The 14,046-nt window shown below is 65.3% G+C and carries 15 protein-coding genes; 4 read left to right on the forward strand and 11 right to left on the reverse strand.

Features of this window, described 5'->3' with window-relative positions:
- Nucleotides 1-16: 16 nt before the first annotated feature.
- A complete protein-coding gene (ispG, locus tag ENE74_RS04905) occupies nt 17-1,180 on the reverse strand; it encodes a flavodoxin-dependent (E)-4-hydroxy-3-methylbut-2-enyl-diphosphate synthase (RefSeq protein ID WP_127689459.1) in 1,164 nt (387 codons plus the stop codon).
- A 127-nt stretch (nt 1,181-1,307) separates the two neighbouring features.
- On the opposite strand from ispG, the gene ENE74_RS04910 reads away from it, so the two are divergent.
- Both ENE74_RS04910 and ENE74_RS04915 read left to right on the forward strand, forming a co-directional pair.
- Nucleotides 1,308-2,246 (forward strand): isoaspartyl peptidase/L-asparaginase family protein, encoded by a 939-nt coding sequence (locus ENE74_RS04910; RefSeq protein ID WP_127689460.1) that lies wholly within the window; start codon nt 1,308-1,310, stop codon nt 2,244-2,246.
- The gene (locus tag ENE74_RS04915) at nt 2,246-3,106 is read left to right on the forward strand and encodes a S1/P1 nuclease (RefSeq protein WP_127689461.1); all 861 of its coding nucleotides are present in this window, start codon (nt 2,246-2,248) and stop codon (nt 3,104-3,106) included. Before ENE74_RS04910 ends, ENE74_RS04915 begins: the two co-directional genes overlap by 1 nt.
- Nucleotides 3,107-3,236: 130 nt before the next feature.
- Here the strand turns inward: ENE74_RS04915 and ENE74_RS04920 are convergent, their stop codons facing one another.
- From ENE74_RS04920 to ENE74_RS04935, 4 genes are all read right to left on the reverse strand, one after another.
- Nucleotides 3,237-3,989: a 3'(2'),5'-bisphosphate nucleotidase CysQ gene (locus ENE74_RS04920; protein ID WP_277601351.1), complete on the reverse strand. Its 753-nt coding sequence runs from the start codon at nt 3,987-3,989 to the stop codon at nt 3,237-3,239.
- Nucleotides 3,986-5,917, reverse strand: coding sequence for a sulfate adenylyltransferase subunit CysN (gene cysN / locus ENE74_RS04925; RefSeq protein ID WP_127689593.1), 1,932 nt, complete (start codon nt 5,915-5,917; stop codon nt 3,986-3,988). Before cysN ends, ENE74_RS04920 begins: the two co-directional genes overlap by 4 nt.
- 133 nt (nt 5,918-6,050) lie before the next feature.
- Nucleotides 6,051-6,959 (reverse strand): sulfate adenylyltransferase subunit CysD, encoded by a 909-nt coding sequence (gene cysD / locus ENE74_RS04930; RefSeq protein ID WP_127689462.1) that lies wholly within the window; start codon nt 6,957-6,959, stop codon nt 6,051-6,053.
- A 67-nt stretch (nt 6,960-7,026) separates the two neighbouring features.
- On the reverse strand, nt 7,027-7,935 hold the full coding sequence (locus tag ENE74_RS04935) for an SMP-30/gluconolactonase/LRE family protein (protein ID WP_127689463.1): 909 nt from the start codon (nt 7,933-7,935) through the stop codon (nt 7,027-7,029).
- A 115-nt stretch (nt 7,936-8,050) separates the two neighbouring features.
- On the opposite strand from ENE74_RS04935, the gene ENE74_RS04940 reads away from it, so the two are divergent.
- Complete coding sequence (locus ENE74_RS04940; RefSeq protein WP_127689464.1) at nt 8,051-8,485, forward strand: acyl-CoA thioesterase; 435 nt, start codon at nt 8,051-8,053, stop codon at nt 8,483-8,485.
- A 16-nt stretch (nt 8,486-8,501) separates the two neighbouring features.
- Here ENE74_RS04940 and ENE74_RS04945 read toward each other — a convergent pair whose 3' ends face one another.
- From ENE74_RS04945 to ENE74_RS18145, 4 genes are all read right to left on the reverse strand, one after another.
- Nucleotides 8,502-9,116 carry a winged helix-turn-helix domain-containing protein gene (locus ENE74_RS04945; RefSeq protein ID WP_241241821.1) on the reverse strand — a complete coding sequence of 205 codons (615 nt, stop codon included), beginning with the start codon at nt 9,114-9,116 and terminating at the stop codon, nt 8,502-8,504.
- Between the two features lie 63 nt (nt 9,117-9,179).
- Nucleotides 9,180-10,067 carry a transposase gene (locus ENE74_RS04950; protein WP_241241822.1) on the reverse strand — a complete coding sequence of 296 codons (888 nt, stop codon included), beginning with the start codon at nt 10,065-10,067 and terminating at the stop codon, nt 9,180-9,182.
- Nucleotides 10,064-10,939: a hypothetical protein gene (locus tag ENE74_RS04955; protein ID WP_127689466.1), complete on the reverse strand. Its 876-nt coding sequence runs from the start codon at nt 10,937-10,939 to the stop codon at nt 10,064-10,066. The genes ENE74_RS04950 and ENE74_RS04955 overlap by 4 nt, the downstream gene beginning before the upstream one ends.
- On the reverse strand, nt 10,939-11,079 hold the full coding sequence (locus ENE74_RS18145; RefSeq protein WP_164847377.1) for a hypothetical protein: 141 nt from the start codon (nt 11,077-11,079) through the stop codon (nt 10,939-10,941). The genes ENE74_RS04955 and ENE74_RS18145 overlap by 1 nt, the downstream gene beginning before the upstream one ends.
- Before the next feature lie 188 nt (nt 11,080-11,267).
- Here ENE74_RS18145 and ENE74_RS04960 point away from each other — a divergent pair, with 188 nt between their 5' ends.
- Entirely contained in the window at nt 11,268-11,870 is a 603-nt protein-coding gene (locus ENE74_RS04960; RefSeq protein WP_127689467.1) for a response regulator transcription factor, read from the forward strand.
- Between the two features lie 133 nt (nt 11,871-12,003).
- On the opposite strand, the gene ENE74_RS04965 is transcribed toward ENE74_RS04960, so the two are convergent.
- Both ENE74_RS04965 and lysA read right to left on the reverse strand, forming a co-directional pair.
- Nucleotides 12,004-12,777: a precorrin-2 dehydrogenase/sirohydrochlorin ferrochelatase family protein gene (locus ENE74_RS04965; protein WP_127689468.1), complete on the reverse strand. Its 774-nt coding sequence runs from the start codon at nt 12,775-12,777 to the stop codon at nt 12,004-12,006.
- Nucleotides 12,778-12,781: 4 nt separating this feature from the next.
- Nucleotides 12,782-14,044 carry a diaminopimelate decarboxylase gene (gene lysA, locus ENE74_RS04970; RefSeq protein ID WP_127689469.1) on the reverse strand — a complete coding sequence of 421 codons (1,263 nt, stop codon included), beginning with the start codon at nt 14,042-14,044 and terminating at the stop codon, nt 12,782-12,784.
- Between the last annotated feature and the right edge of the window lie 2 nt (nt 14,045-14,046).

The following is a 14,046-nucleotide window of genomic DNA, read 5'->3' on the forward strand; positions in this document are numbered from 1 at the left end:
GCGGCGAACAGGCAAGTTATTCGGCCGCCACGCTCTCCGCCCCGGCATCCGCGCCGCCCGCGTCGGTTGTCGCCGCCTCGATCTCCGCCGCTTTCGCCTCCACCAGCTTGACGATATGGTCGATCATGTCGGCGTCCTGCACATGATGGTCGGTGATGCCCGACAGATAGACCATATGCTTGCCGTTGCCGCCGCCGGTGATGCCGATATCGGTTTCGCGCGCCTCGCCGGGACCGTTGACCACGCAGCCGAGAACGGAGAGCGACAGAGGGGTGTTGATGTGCGCCAGCCGCGCCTCCAGCGCCTGCACCGTACGGATCACGTCGAAGCCCTGCCGCGCGCAGCTCGGGCAGGAAACGACGCGGACGCCGCGGGTGCGGATGCCCAGGGACTTGAGTATCTCGTAGCCGACCCGCACTTCCTCCTCGGGTTCAGCGGACAGCGAGACGCGGATGGTGTCGCCCACCCCTGCCCACAGCAGGTTGCCGATGCCAATCGCGCTTTTCACCGTGCCGCCGATCAGGCCGCCTGCCTCGGTGATGCCCAGGTGCAGCGGGCAATCCACCGCGTCGGCCAGTTGCATATAGGCAGCGACGGCCAGGAACACGTCGCTGGCCTTCACCGCGACCTTATATGCGTGGAAATCCTGATCCTGAAGCAGCTTGATATGGTCGAGCGCGCTTTCGACCAGCGCCTCGGGACAGGGTTCGCCATATTTCTCCAGAAGGTCGCGCTCCAGGCTGCCGGCATTCACGCCGATGCGGATCGCGCAGCCGTTCGCCTTGGCCGCGTCCACCACTTCCTTCACGCGCGCCGCCGATCCGATATTGCCCGGATTGATACGCAGGCAGGCCGCGCCTGCGTCTGCCGCTTCCAGCGCCCGCTTGTAGTGAAAATGGATATCGGCGACGATCGGCACCTTCGCCGCGCGCACGATCTGCTTGAGCGCAGCGGTCGACTCCTCGTCGGGGCAGGAGACGCGGATGATATCGACACCTGCTTCCTCGCACCGGCGAATCTGGTCGATGGTGGCGCGCACGTCATGCGTCAGCGTGTTCGTCATCGTCTGCACCGTCACCGGCGCGCCGCCGCCGACGGGCACATTGCCGACCATGATCTGGCGGCACTGCCGTCGTGCGATGTCGCGCCAGGGGCGCAGGCCGGGATTGTGGTCGGACATGGGAAGGCTCCAGTTGATGCCCCGCCTATAGACCGTTTGCCGGCGCGTTAGAAGCCGCGGTTGTCGATTGACCGGACATTGCTAAAGGAGGCTTCCCCCACGCTCGTCTTGCCCGGAGTCGTTCCCGATGTCATCGCCCGCCGATCCGAACTGGACGCTCGTCATCCACGGCGGGGCAGGCAGCATGGCGCGCGACCATATGTCGCAGGCGGAGGATGCAGGCGCACGCGCGGGCCTATCCGCGGCGCTCGATGCAGGTGCGGCGATCCTCGGCGACGGCGGCAGCGCGCTGGATGCCGTCGAGGCGGCGGTGAAGGTGCTGGAGGATGATCCGCATTTCAATGCCGGGCGTGGTTCCGTCTTCACTTATGAAGGCGCCAATGAAATGGATGCCGCGATCATGAACGGTATGGACCGGGCGGCAGGCGCAGTAGCGCGTACCACCGCCACCCGTAACCCGATCAGCCTGGCGCGCAGGGTCATGACGGACAGCCCGCATGTCCTGCTCGGCAGCGAAGGCGCGGACCTGTTCTCGCGCGAACAGGGGCTGGAGCAGGCCGATCCGGCATGGTTCGCCACGCCTGAACGGTTGCGGCAACTGGAGGAACTGAAGCGCCGCCCCGACGGCGCGTTCGACATCGCCATGAAATATGGCACCGTGGGCGCGGTCGCCTGCGACAGCCAGGGCCATGTCGCGGCGGCGACATCCACCGGCGGGCTGACGGGCAAACGCTGGGGCCGGGTGGGCGATACGCCCCTGATCGGGGCAGGCACCTATGCCGATGACCGGTCCTGCGCGGTATCGGCGACGGGTGCGGGCGAATATTTCATCCGGATCGGCATCGCGCATGAGATTGCCGCGCGGGTACGACTGGCGGGGGAGGCGCCTGCGGTCGCAACCCAGGCCGTATTTGCCGAACTGGCGGCGATGGGCGGCGTCGGCGGCGTCATCACCGCCGCACCGGGCGGTGAGGGCGGCTGGCATTTCAACACGGCCGCCATGTATCGCGGCATGGCGAAGGGCGACGGTACGCGCCGCATCGCCATCTACGGAGACGAAGGCTGATGCGCGCCCGCCTGTTCGCCTCGATCGCCGCCCTGATCGCTACGATGCTCGCGCTGTTGCCCACGCCTGCCCTGGCCTGGTGGGAATATGGGCATGAGACGATTGCCAGTATCGCCAAGGCCAATGTCAGCGCAAAAACCCGGCGCGAAATCGTCGCGCTGCTGCGCCATGCGCCGGATCTTGCGACGCCGACCTGCCCGCTGCGCTCGATCGAGGATGCGAGCGTCTGGGCGGACTGCATCAAGCCGCTCGGGGATCGCTTCAGCTACGCCTACAACTGGCATTACCAGAATGTCGGTATCTGCAAGCCGTTCGATCTCAAGGCCGCCTGCCCGGACGGCAATTGCGTTTCCGCACAGATCGACCGCAATGCCCGGCTGCTGAAGGACCGCAGCCTTCCCGCGCGCGAACGGCTGATGGCGCTGGCATTTCTCGTACATTTCGTGGGCGATCTGCACCAGCCGCTCCACGCGGGTGACGACAATGACCTGGGCGGCAACCGCGCCCGTAGCGATTATGGCATCGTCGTCAATCCGCGCCTCAATCTGCACAGCATCTGGGACGGCTATCTGGCCGAACGCGGCCTGTCGCAGCCCCCGTCGCTGGTGCGCATCTACAGCGCGGCGGAACGGACGCAGATGGCGGCGGGCACCACCGAGGACTGGAGCCGCGAAAGCTGGCAGATCAGCCGCGACGTCGCTTATGCTACAATCCGCGGCGGTGACGCCTGCGCGCCGCATGGCGAGGCGCGCGGCAAGATGAGCGACGCGCAGATCGCAGCGCAGGTGCCGGTCCTGCGCCTCCAGATCGAGCGCGGAGGGCTGCGGCTGGCGCGGTTGCTGGACGAGGCTTTGGGATAGGGCCACCCCGCCGACAGTTCCGGTTGCTTGCCCGCGATCCGTCATGCCAGCGAAAGCTGGCATCTCTCTTTTCTGCGGCAGCGCCGGAAAGCCGAGAGACCCCAGCTTTCGCCGGGGTGACGATGGAAGATTACATACCGCCCAGCGCCGCCGTCACGGCGTCCGCCACTTCGGCGCGACAGATCAGCAGATCGGGCAGATAGGGGTCCGCACGGTTGTAGACGAGCGGCAGGCCGTCGAGGCGGACGCAGTGCAGTCCGTGGGCGATCGCAACGGCGGCAGGCGCGCAATTGTCCCATTCATATTGCCCGCCGCTGTGCAGATAGATATCCGCCTCACCGCGCACCACCGCCATGGCTTTCGCGCCTGCCGATCCCATGGGGATGAGGACCGCGCCCAGTTTCTCTGCGACAGCCAGCGCCTCGGCCGCCGGGCGGCTGCGCGACACCAGCATCCGCAGCGGATTGCCCAGCGGTGGGATCGGCTGCAGCCGGTCCGATCGCAGAACCAGCCCCAGCCCCGGCAGCGCCACCGCGCCGACGCGCGCCTTGCCGCGGATCGCCAAAGCGACATGCACCGCCCAGTCGTCGCGCCCCTCGCCATATTCCCGTGTGCCGTCGAGCGGATCGACGATCCACACGCGCTCGCGATAGAGGCGCGTCCCGTCGCATTTGCGCTCCTCGGAAAGCAGGCCGTCGTCGGGCCGTGCCGTCGTCAGCGCCTCAACGAGATAATGATTGGCTATCCGGTCGCCTTCGGCACCCATCGCCTTGCCCTCGAACCGGCCATCGGCCCGCACCTGCATCAGGATGCGCCCGGCTTCCTCCGCCAGTTGCGCCGCCAGCGCGGCATCGGCGGCCAGATCGGGGGTCGGATCGCTCACAGATCATAGCTCCATACGCCCACGACATGCTCGACGATGATGTCGGCGGCCTGTTCCGCGCTCATCCTGGTCGTGTCGATATGGATTTCCGCGCGTTCGGGCGGCTCATAGGGGCTGTCGATGCCCGTGAAGTTCTTGAGCGCCCCGCTGCGCGCCTTGGCATAGAGGCCCTTCACGTCGCGCGCCTCGGCCTCCGCCAATGGCGTGTCGACATGGATTTCGACGAACTCGCCCGCAGGCAGCATGGCGCGCACCATATCGCGTTCGGCGCGAAAGGGCGAAATGAAGGCGGTGATGACGATCAGCCCCGCGTCGGTCATCAGCTTGGCTACCTCCCCTACCCGGCGGATATTCTCCACCCGGTCGGCATCGGTAAAGCCCAGGTCGCGGTTCAGGCCATGGCGCACATTGTCCCCGTCCAGCAGGAAGCTGTGCTTGCCCAGCGCGTAAAGCTTTTTCTCGACGATATTGGCGATGGTCGATTTGCCCGAACCGGAAAGGCCGGTGAACCACAGCAGTTTCGGCGATTGCCCCTTTTGCGCGGCATGCGCCTCGCGACTGACATCGACGGCCTGCCAGTGGATATTGTCCGCCCGGCGCAGCGCGAAATGGATCATCCCTGCCCCGACGGTACGGTTGGTCATCCGGTCGATCAGGATGAAGCCGCCCAGATCGCGGTTTTCGGCATATGGCGTGAAGGGAATAGCCCGATCGACCGAAAGATTGGCGACGCCGATGGCGTTCAGTTCCAGCGTCTTGGCCGCAAGCTGCGCCATGCTGTTGACGTTGACCTGATATTTGGGCTGCTGGATCGTCGCACTGACGGTCTGCGTGCCGATCTTCATCCAGTAGGGGCGACCGGGCAGCATCTCCGCCTCGTCCATCCATACGATCGTCGCTTCGAACTGGTCGGCGGTGGCGACCGGATCGGCGGCCGCGGCGATCACATCACCCCGCGAACAGTCGACTTCGTCGGTGAGCGTCAGCGTGACCGACTGGCCTGCGACGGCGCGATCGAGATCGCCGTCCAGCGTAACGATGCGCGCCACCGTGCTCGTCTTGCCGCTCGGCAGGATGCGGACGGCATCGCCCGGCGCGATCGCGCCGCTGGCGATCAGCCCGGCAAAGCCCCGGAAATCGAGATTGGGGCGGTTCACCCACTGCACCGCCATGCGGAACGGCGCCGCTGCGTCGGCTTCGCTGTCGATTTCCACCTGTTCCAGATGGGCGATCAGGCTCGGCCCGCCGTACCACGGCGTGTTCGGGGACGGGGCCGTGATATTGTCGCCCCTGAAGCCGCTGATCGGCATAGCGGTGAACTGCGCGATGCCGATATCGGCGGCGAAGGCGGCGTAGTCCGCCACGATCGCATCATAGGTCGCCTGATCATAGCCGACCAGGTCCATCTTGTTCACCGCCAGCACGATATGCCTGATGCCGATAAGATGCGCCAGATAGCTGTGGCGGCGGGTCTGCGTCAGCACGCCCTTGCGCGCGTCGATCAGAATGACGGCGAGGTCCGCGGTGGACGCGCCCGTCACCATATTGCGCGTATATTGCTCGTGCCCCGGTGTGTCGGCGACGATGAACTTGCGCTTTTCGGTGGCGAAAAACCGGTAGGCGACGTCGATCGTGATTCCCTGCTCGCGTTCGGCGGCTAGGCCGTCGACGAGCAGCGCGAAGTCGATGTCCTGCCCCTGCGTGCCGATGCGCTTGCTGTCGGCCTCAAGGCTGGCAAGCTGATCCTCGAATATCTGCTTGCTGTCGTAGAGCAGCCTTCCGATCAGCGTCGACTTCCCGTCATCCACCGACCCGCAAGTGATGAAACGCAGCATCGTCTTGTGCTGATGCGCCTCCAGATAGGCGTCGATGTCCGATGCGATCAGGCTGTCGGCTTTGTAGACGGGTTCGGTCGTCGCTTGGGTCATCATATCATCCCGTCATCCCGGCGCAGGCTGGCATTTCGTTCATCGCGGCGCCGGCTGGAGTCCGCGCGACACTGTGGCTGGCCGCAGTATAGGCCCACCTTCGCAGCGGCTGACGTGTGTATTCCGTGGCACGTCAAAAATACCCCTCCTGCTTCTTTTTCTCCATCCCTGCGCCCCCTGCATCCTTGTCGATGACACGGCCCTGGCGTTCCGAAGTCGTCGTCAGCAGCATTTCCTGGATGACTTCGGGCAGCGTCGTCGCCCGGCTTTCCACGGCACCGGTCAGGGGGAAGCAGCCCAGCGTCCGGAACCGCACCCACCGTTCGACGATCTCCGGGCGACGGCCCATCACCCGCTCCAGCCGGGCAATGTCATCCGCCATGAACAGCCCGCCTTCATATTCGTAGGTCGGGCGCGGCGCGCTGAAATAGAGTGGCACGATCTCGATGCGCTCGGCCATGATATATTGCCAGATGTCCAGCTCGGTCCAGTTGCTGATGGGAAAGACGCGCATGCTTTCGCCCTTGCTCTTGCGCGCATTGTAAAGTCGCCACAGCTCCGGCCGCTGCTGCTTAGGGTCCCACCTGTGGTTGGCGGACCGGAAGGAAAAGACGCGTTCCTTTGCCCGGCTTTTCTCCTCGTCGCGTCGCGCGCCGCCGAATGCCGCGTCAAAGCCGTGGAGATCGAGCGCCTGTTTCAGCCCTTCGGTCTTCCACATGTCGGTGTGCAGCGGGCCATGGTCGAAGGGGTTGATGGCGCGCGCCTTCGCCTCGGGATTTTGATAGACAAGCAATTCCATGCCAGCCTCATGCGCGGCCTTTTCGCGCAACGCGTACATCGCCTGAAACTTCCACGTCGTGTCGACATGCAACAGCGGGAACGGCGGCGGCGCGGGATGGAAGGCCTTTTTCGCAAGATGCAGCATCACGGCGGAATCCTTCCCCACCGAATAAAGCATCACGGGCTTTTCCGCTTCGGCCACCACCTCGCGCATGATGTGGATGCTCTCGGCTTCCAGGCGTTGCAGATGGGTAAGGGACATGGAACCGGGCCTTTATGCTGTGCCGCGCCTCTAGCGCCGCAAGGGCCATGCGTTCGACCAAGAAAATCTATGCCTGTACAAACGGCGGTTCGGGCAGGCCCGGCACATCGACCCGGAATGCGAACAGCGCCCCTGCCAGCGGCTGGGCGGCAAGCTGCGCCTCCGACAGGCCGGTACGCGCGGTCGTCACATAGGCGGTTCGCAGATCATCGCCACCAAAGGCGATCATCGTCGGCCGCGTGACGGGCAGCGGGACTTCGGCGATGATCGCGCCCTCGGGTGACAGGCGCACGACGCGCCCGCCATCGAACAGCGCAGTCCAGTAGCAGCCGTCCGCGTCCACCGATCCGCCATCCGGGCGGCCCTCGCCCATCGGAAACTGGTGGAATAGGGCGCGGCCATGCAGCGTGCCGTTGGCTGTATCGCAATCATAGATGCGTATCGCGTGGGACGGCGTATCGGCATGAAAGAAGCGCGCGCCCGCGGCATCGAACGCCGCGCCGTTGCATGTCAGCATACCCCCTTCAATCTGTGTGATGCCGCCGTCCCCTTCCAGCCGGTAGAGTGCAGCGTCCGACGCTGATTTCGTCATGTTGACGCTGCCCGCCCAGAAACGGCCGACCGGGTCGGTCCGCCCGTCGTTGAAACGAAGGTCGGGCCGGTCGGTGAAAATCTGCGCGCCGAACGGCACCGGTGTTCCGTCCCATTGGTCGAGGGTCGCAAAACCGTCCTTCATGGCCAGCAGCAGGCCGCCACCGGCGCGAAAGGCGAAACAGCCCACCGGCGCATCGAAAAGGCGCGTTTCGTTATCGCCGCTGGCCGGATCGAACCGGTGCAGGGCGTTGCGGGCGATATCCACCCAGTACAGCCGCTTTTCCGTCGCATGCCAGCGCGGCCCTTCGCCCAGCATCGCCTGCGCTGCCAGCGCAACCTCAGGCCGCGATGATTCAGCCCCTAATGATTCAGATTGTGTCATAAAGGCTGCAATTCCTGATTTTCACGACCCTTGTGGCCCTCGCCGATTGCATATTGCGGACGGGGGGCTAAGCACAAGCGCAGCATTTTTCGTTTCCGACCCTGAAAGGCAGGATATGGCAAAGCCCGATCCCTGGCGCCTCGAAATCGACCGCTATCCCTTCATCACGACGGCCGAAACGCGCTTTCGCGATCTCGATATCATGGGTCACATCAACAATGTGGCGCTTGCGGCCATATTCGAAACCGCGCGGGTTCGCTTCCACCGGCATCTGGGGCGGCATCCCCACGATCAGGGGGTCCGCTGGCTGATTGCGTCGCTCCATGTCGAATATCTTCAGGAAGCCCATTTTCCAGACGAAATCACCGTTGGCTCTGCCATCGGCCATATCGGCAATACAAGCTGGACGGTGTATGCCGCCGCCTTCCAGAATGGCGAATGCGTCGCCACCTGCGACTGCGTGGTCGTGACGCATGGGCCGGGCGGGCGGCGGCGGATCGACGATACGCTGCGTGCGGCGATGGAAACGAACGCCATCCGTCGCGACTGATCGCCCTTTGCGTCGGCTACAGGGGCGGCTCGCGGTACAGTGCATAGCCTGCGCCTTTCACCGTGCGCAGCATGGGCCAGGCAAAATCGCGATCGATCTTGGACCGCAGCCGCCAGATATGCACCTCGACGCTGTTGGTGCCGGGGTCGAAATCCAGCCGCCACACCGCCCGTAGCAGCGCCCGGCGGTCGAACGGCGTCTCGGGATAACGTGCAAGGTGCAGCAGCAGCCGGTGTTCGCGCTGCGACAGGGCAATTGGCCGCCCGCCCCGTGTGACATCGGGCTGAGTCGCGCTGATCGTCAGTTCGCCGCATGCGATGTCGCTGCCTTGCGGCGAAGGCCTGTCCGCCGCAAACCGCCGGATGCGCAGCACCGCTTCGCGCATGTCCATCAACGGGCCGACGACATCGGCCGCGCCGTTTCGAAAGGCTGCTATGCGGTCTTCGGCGACGTCAGCGGCCTGCCAGGCGATCCACTGCCCACCTGCCCGCATGCCGGGCATCGCATCGGGCGTAACGGCGCGGTCAGGCAGCAGGACCATGCCCGCACCGGTCAGCGCTGCTGCCAGCGGCGCAAAGCCGGGGTCGGCAATGGCGCAATGGATCAGCAGCGGCGGAACGGGTGCGGACATCACTTGCCACCCATCGCGCGCGCGCCGCCAGCGCAATGGGAGTTGCCGCCATTTCGGACGGGATCAGCTCTCGGCCTCCAGCCGCGCACGGCTTGCCATCCGCACCAGCGCGCTGTCGTTCCGCATGCCCCGGTGCCAATGATCGGCCGCGCCCTGTTCCTTTGGCAGGGTGGAGGCTATCGCTTCCCACGCGGTCCAGCGCATCGCGTCACATGGGTGGCGGCGCGCAAAGTCTTCCGCCATGTCGAGGCCATTGTCTGTTCCGCATTGCACCGCGAGCGCAAGCAGCAATTCCGCGCTGCTCAGCGTCATCGCCTCGGCAATGCATCCGGTGGCGGTGTCGAACCGATACTGCCGCCTCCAGCCCTGATCGGGCGCAACACCCATGATACTGAGCGACACGGACAGCGCGTCCGGCGGCAACTGGTCGTGCACGTCGATGTTGGCGCGGTACAGCAGCATGCGGCCTTCATCCAGCCGGGACCGTTCGACAAAGCGCAGCCCGGCATGCTCGCCCGGCGCGCCTGCCACCTTGGCACCGTCATACTCGTAATAGTCCGAACGGTAACCGGGGCCGAGATAGCCAATTGTGAGGAAATGGAAGGCATGGTCATGCGGCACATGATAGAAAAAGGGTGCGGTGCCGCTCATCCGCACGACATGATCCTGCATCGCGGGCCAGAAGGCGGCGCGGAGCAGATAGCGGCCGCCGGGCGGGCGCAGCATCATCACTTGCGCCGAATAGCCGTTGTCGCGGATCTGCCCCGCGCATCGCGTCTTGAGTTCGGCAATCGCCATGTCGGTCAGGAATGTCCGGTTGTTCGCCAGCGCGCGCAGCATCGGACCAAGGGCCACCAGCGCATCGCTGTCATCCGGGTCGAACGGGGCGGTTTCGATATGCGCGACCAGCGTGTCGAGATCGATGACCGCATCGGTTGGCGTATCGATCACGCGCGGCAAGGCATGGGCTCCGTTGCCGCTGAGGCCGTTAACGCAGCGATCTGCGCCAGGGTCGCAGATGCCAGCCGCCGCAGCTCCGTGTCGGCATCACGTCGGGCCATGTCCTGCAAGCGGGGCAGCGCCGCACCTGTATCCACCGCCAGATATTCCCGCATCGCGGCCCACCGCTGATGCGGGTGCCTGGCCTGCGTTGCCGTCTCGAACAATGCGGCGGCATCACGTCGCCCGCTGACGCGCAGTAAAGACAGCAGCATCAGGGTCCGGGCGGCTTCTTCTTCGCGGCTGGCCCTGGCGATGACCATGCCGCTGGCAGGATCATGGCTGGTCGCAAGCGGTGGGTCGTCATCAGCGATCGCCGCGCGCAGCACCGCGACCGGGCGGGGTCCGGGGCGGATGCGTGCGGATTGGCGGCGCTCATCCAGTTCCAGCATGCTGCCCGGCAGCACACCGATATCCTCCTGCTGCCGCGCAATGCCGTGCGCGTCGCGCATGAAGAGCGTGGCGTGCAAGGGCGCTCCCGCCAGTACGTGCGTCAGCGTCCGCTGCCCCGAGAAATGCACTGGTGCCTCGTCTTGCCCGGTCATGGCAGCGGCGGGCAGCAGGACGATGGCGAGCGACAGCCGCGGCAGGCGGGCCAGCACCAGATGCCGCTGCAATCCCGCGCGGCTGGCACGGGCCGGGGGCAGGTGCAGCGGATCGGCGCGCATTCGGGCGATCTGGTCGGCAATGACGGTGTCGAGCCATCGGCAATCCTGCATCCACGGGCGCAGCATCCTGGCGACAGACGCTGCCGATTTCATGGCCTCCGCCCGGCCCAGCATGTCGCGCAGCCCTTCGGGCAAAATCTGTGCCGACGCCGTCATTACTGGGTGATGATGGCGATCACGATGTCGATGGTGCTGATGTCGAGTGGCGCAGGGCCGCAAGCGCCGCCGAACAGGCTGATCGGGTCGCTGATATCGGCGATATCCTCGATGGGCAGTGGCAGCACGGTCTGCGGCATGATGCATTCCTTGTCGAAAAAGCCCAGGCGACATGCCTGCGCCGCACAGACGTTAGGAAGGCGGCCGCCCGGCACCAAATTAACAATCCGTAATCGGCCTGTTCACGGTAAGCGCGGCGTTAACCAGTTGTTGGCGATGCTGTGACTATGCTGCGTCCGATCCCATTTTTTCAGGACCGCGCAGGTTCATGCCTCTCTTGTCCAGCCACGCCGACAAAACGCCCCTTCCGTCGAAGCATCGCCTGCGGCTGCTCGTCGTCGATGAGAATCCGACCGCACTGTCTGTTATCGGGCGGCGGTTGTCGCACATGGGGCATGATGTCGTACCCGCAGACAGCGGCTTTGCCGGCATTTCGATCCTCGCGGCGCAGCGATTCGACCTCATTCTGATCGATATGGGCATGACGGCACTGGGCGGGGTCGAGACCCTGCGGAAAATGCAGGCGTCCGGCATGATGCGCGGGGCGGCTGTCCTGATGATCACTGGCCGCAGCGATCCCTCGGCGATCGTCGAGGCGCTGGAGGCCGGGGCGGATGACCAGATCGTCAAGCCGTTCGACTTCGACGTGCTCGATGCGCGCATCCGGCACAGTGTCGCGCGTGCCCGCCGCTTGGCGGAACTGACACAGCACAATGCCGCGCTGGACGCCCGCATCGCCCGCCGTGCGGTGGAGCTGGGCGAAGCGCGCAGTCAACTCGCGGCGCTGGCCGCCGACCGCACGCATGTCGTCGAATCCATGGCCGCTTTGCATGCGCAGCTTGAAATGTTGAATGCGGCGCGCGCCAGCTAATTGGGTCGTTGTTACATAAGATATCAAATCTCGTCATGCTGAACTCGTTTCAGCATCCATTAGCTATGCATTGGCGCATGCGCGCAAAGTCAGCACCAATGGATCCTGACTTTCGTCAGGATGACGAAAGGTGCTAACGAGACGCCATCTCCAGCCACAGCGATAGCCCCGGTCCCGCCTCCTCCGGCACATGATCGGTTGTGATCCGCTGCGCATCGGCGCGCGCGCGGATGAGGATGGCGGCGGGCACATCGGCGGTGTGGTAGATGCGATCCGCTTCACCCATCAGCCGGGCTGTGCGCAATGTAAGGTCATCGGGATCGCCGGAGATCAGGGTTATGGCAATCAGGTGGTCGGTTGCTTGCGCTCCGTCACGGTCCAGCCAGCGGGAAACGGCATCGGCATCCTGCGTCCGCAGCGGATCGAGCGGCCCGCCCTCAGCGAGTGCCGCGTCCAATGCCCGGCGGCGCTGCGCAGCCAGCGGCCAGCGGGCTTTCATGGCTGGCCGGGCGTCCTCTAGCGCCTGCGCCAGCGTACCCAGTGTCGCGGGCAGCAGGGCCTCAATGCGCTGACGTACCGCCTTCGCCAGCCCCGCCGATGCGCCGCCGGTGCCGACGGCAATCAGCACCGGATCGCGATCCACGATCGCGGGCAAGGTAAAGTCACACAGCGCCGGACGATCGACCGCATTCACCAGCACCCCGCGCGCCTTCAGTCGCGCGATTGCGGCTTCCGCCTCGCCATCCGCCTCGATCGCGACGATGGCGAGTGCCGCCGGTGCGTCCTCGCCCACAATCCGCGCGCCTGCCCGATCGAGAAGCCGACGCTTGGCGTCCGCCGCCTCGCTTGTCCCCAACAGGATCACCGGGCGATCCTTCAGGCGCACGAACAGCGGCAGGCTGTGCATGCGGTCAGCGCACCCAGTCGGGGATGATGTCGCCTTCGATCAGCGCCTCGATCGGCGGACGCGGGCGGACGATCGCCCATTGGCTGCCCGACACCAGCACTTCGGGGGTCAGCGCCCTGCTGTTGTAGGTATTGGCCATCGTCGCGCCATAGGCGCCTGCCGTCATGAAGGCGACCAGATCGTCGGCCTTCACATGGTCCATCGCGCGGTCGGTGGCGAAGGTATCGCCGCTTTCGCAGACCGGGCCGACCACGTTTGCGGTCGTCGACTTTCCATTCGGCTTTACGGCCCGAATGTCGTGCCACGCGTCGTAGAGACTGGGGCGCAGCAGGTCGTTCATGGCCGCATCGACGATCACGAAAGGCTGCGTCGCCCCCTGCTTCACGCGTATCACGCGGGAAAGAAGCGCCCCGGCATTGCCCACGATCACACGCCCCGGCTCGAACATCAGCCGCACGTTCCATCCCCTGGTCACGCGGGTCACCATTTCGCCATAGGCGGCCGGGCTTGGCGGCACCGGCAATGCCGGGTCATAGGGCACCCCAAGCCCGCCCCCCAGATCCGCGGTGCGGATGGCATGGCCTTGGTCCCCCAGCGCCTCGATCAGCCTGCCCATCTTCACGAACGCCGCTTCGAGCGGCGCAAGGTCTGTCAACTGGCTGCCGATGTGGACGGCGACGCCCCGCACGTCGAGCCCGGGAAGCTGCGCCGCGCGATCATAAGCGGAAAGCGCCCGGTCATAGGGAATGCCGAACTTGTTTTCCGACTTGCCCGTCGAAATCTTGGCATGGGTGCCCGCATCGACATCGGGATTGATGCGATAGGCAACGCGCGCCACTTTGCCCATCGCTACGGCGACGGCGTTCAGCATCTCCGCTTCCGGCTCGCTTTCCAGATTGAACTGGAAAATGTCCCTTTCCAGCGCCAGACGCATTTCCGCCTCGGTCTTGCCGACACCGGAAAAGACGACGCGATCGGCCGGAATGCCTGCCGCCAGCGCGCGCAACAGCTCGCCACCCGAAACGACGTCGGCACCCAGGCCCAGCTTCGCGAGCGTCGCGAGCACGGCGGCGTTGGGATTGGCCTTCACCGCAAAGGCGATCAGCGGATCGGTCAGCGCGCCCAGCGCCTCGCGAAAGACGGTGACGTGGCGGACAAGCGTCGCCGTCGAATAGACATAGACAGGCGTGCCGACCGCAGCCGCAATCTCCGCCATCGGCACCTGTTCGACATGCATCATGCCGTCGCGATATTCGAAATGGTCCATGC

The sequence above is a fragment of the Sphingobium algorifonticola genome, assembly GCF_004005485.1.
In the GTDB taxonomy this organism is placed as follows: domain Bacteria; phylum Pseudomonadota; class Alphaproteobacteria; order Sphingomonadales; family Sphingomonadaceae; genus Sphingobium; species Sphingobium algorifonticola.

Bases quoted from the DNA above. Each gene is read 5' to 3' on its own strand.
- ENE74_RS04960 (WP_127689467.1), top strand. From the start codon at position 11,268: ATGCCTCTCTTGTCCAGCCACGCCGACAAAACGCCCCTTCCGTCGAAG.
- cysD (WP_127689462.1), bottom strand. From the start codon at position 6,959: ATGTCCCTTACCCATCTGCAACGCCTGGAAGCCGAGAGCATCCACATC.
- cysN (WP_127689593.1), bottom strand. From the start codon at position 5,917: ATGACCCAAGCGACGACCGAACCCGTCTACAAAGCCGACAGCCTGATC.
- ENE74_RS04940 (WP_127689464.1), top strand. From the start codon at position 8,051: ATGGCAAAGCCCGATCCCTGGCGCCTCGAAATCGACCGCTATCCCTTC.
- ENE74_RS04955 (WP_127689466.1), bottom strand. From the start codon at position 10,939: ATGACGGCGTCGGCACAGATTTTGCCCGAAGGGCTGCGCGACATGCTG.
- ENE74_RS18145 (WP_164847377.1), bottom strand. From the start codon at position 11,079: ATGCCGCAGACCGTGCTGCCACTGCCCATCGAGGATATCGCCGATATC.
- ENE74_RS04910 (WP_127689460.1), top strand. From the start codon at position 1,308: ATGTCATCGCCCGCCGATCCGAACTGGACGCTCGTCATCCACGGCGGG.
- ENE74_RS04935 (WP_127689463.1), bottom strand. From the start codon at position 7,935: ATGACACAATCTGAATCATTAGGGGCTGAATCATCGCGGCCTGAGGTT.
- ENE74_RS04915 (WP_127689461.1), top strand. From the start codon at position 2,246: ATGCGCGCCCGCCTGTTCGCCTCGATCGCCGCCCTGATCGCTACGATG.
- ENE74_RS04965 (WP_127689468.1), bottom strand. From the start codon at position 12,777: ATGCACAGCCTGCCGCTGTTCGTGCGCCTGAAGGATCGCCCGGTGATC.
- ENE74_RS04945 (WP_241241821.1), bottom strand. From the start codon at position 9,116: ATGTCCGCACCCGTTCCGCCGCTGCTGATCCATTGCGCCATTGCCGAC.
- ispG (WP_127689459.1), bottom strand. From the start codon at position 1,180: ATGTCCGACCACAATCCCGGCCTGCGCCCCTGGCGCGACATCGCACGA.
- lysA (WP_127689469.1), bottom strand. From the start codon at position 14,044: ATGGACCATTTCGAATATCGCGACGGCATGATGCATGTCGAACAGGTG.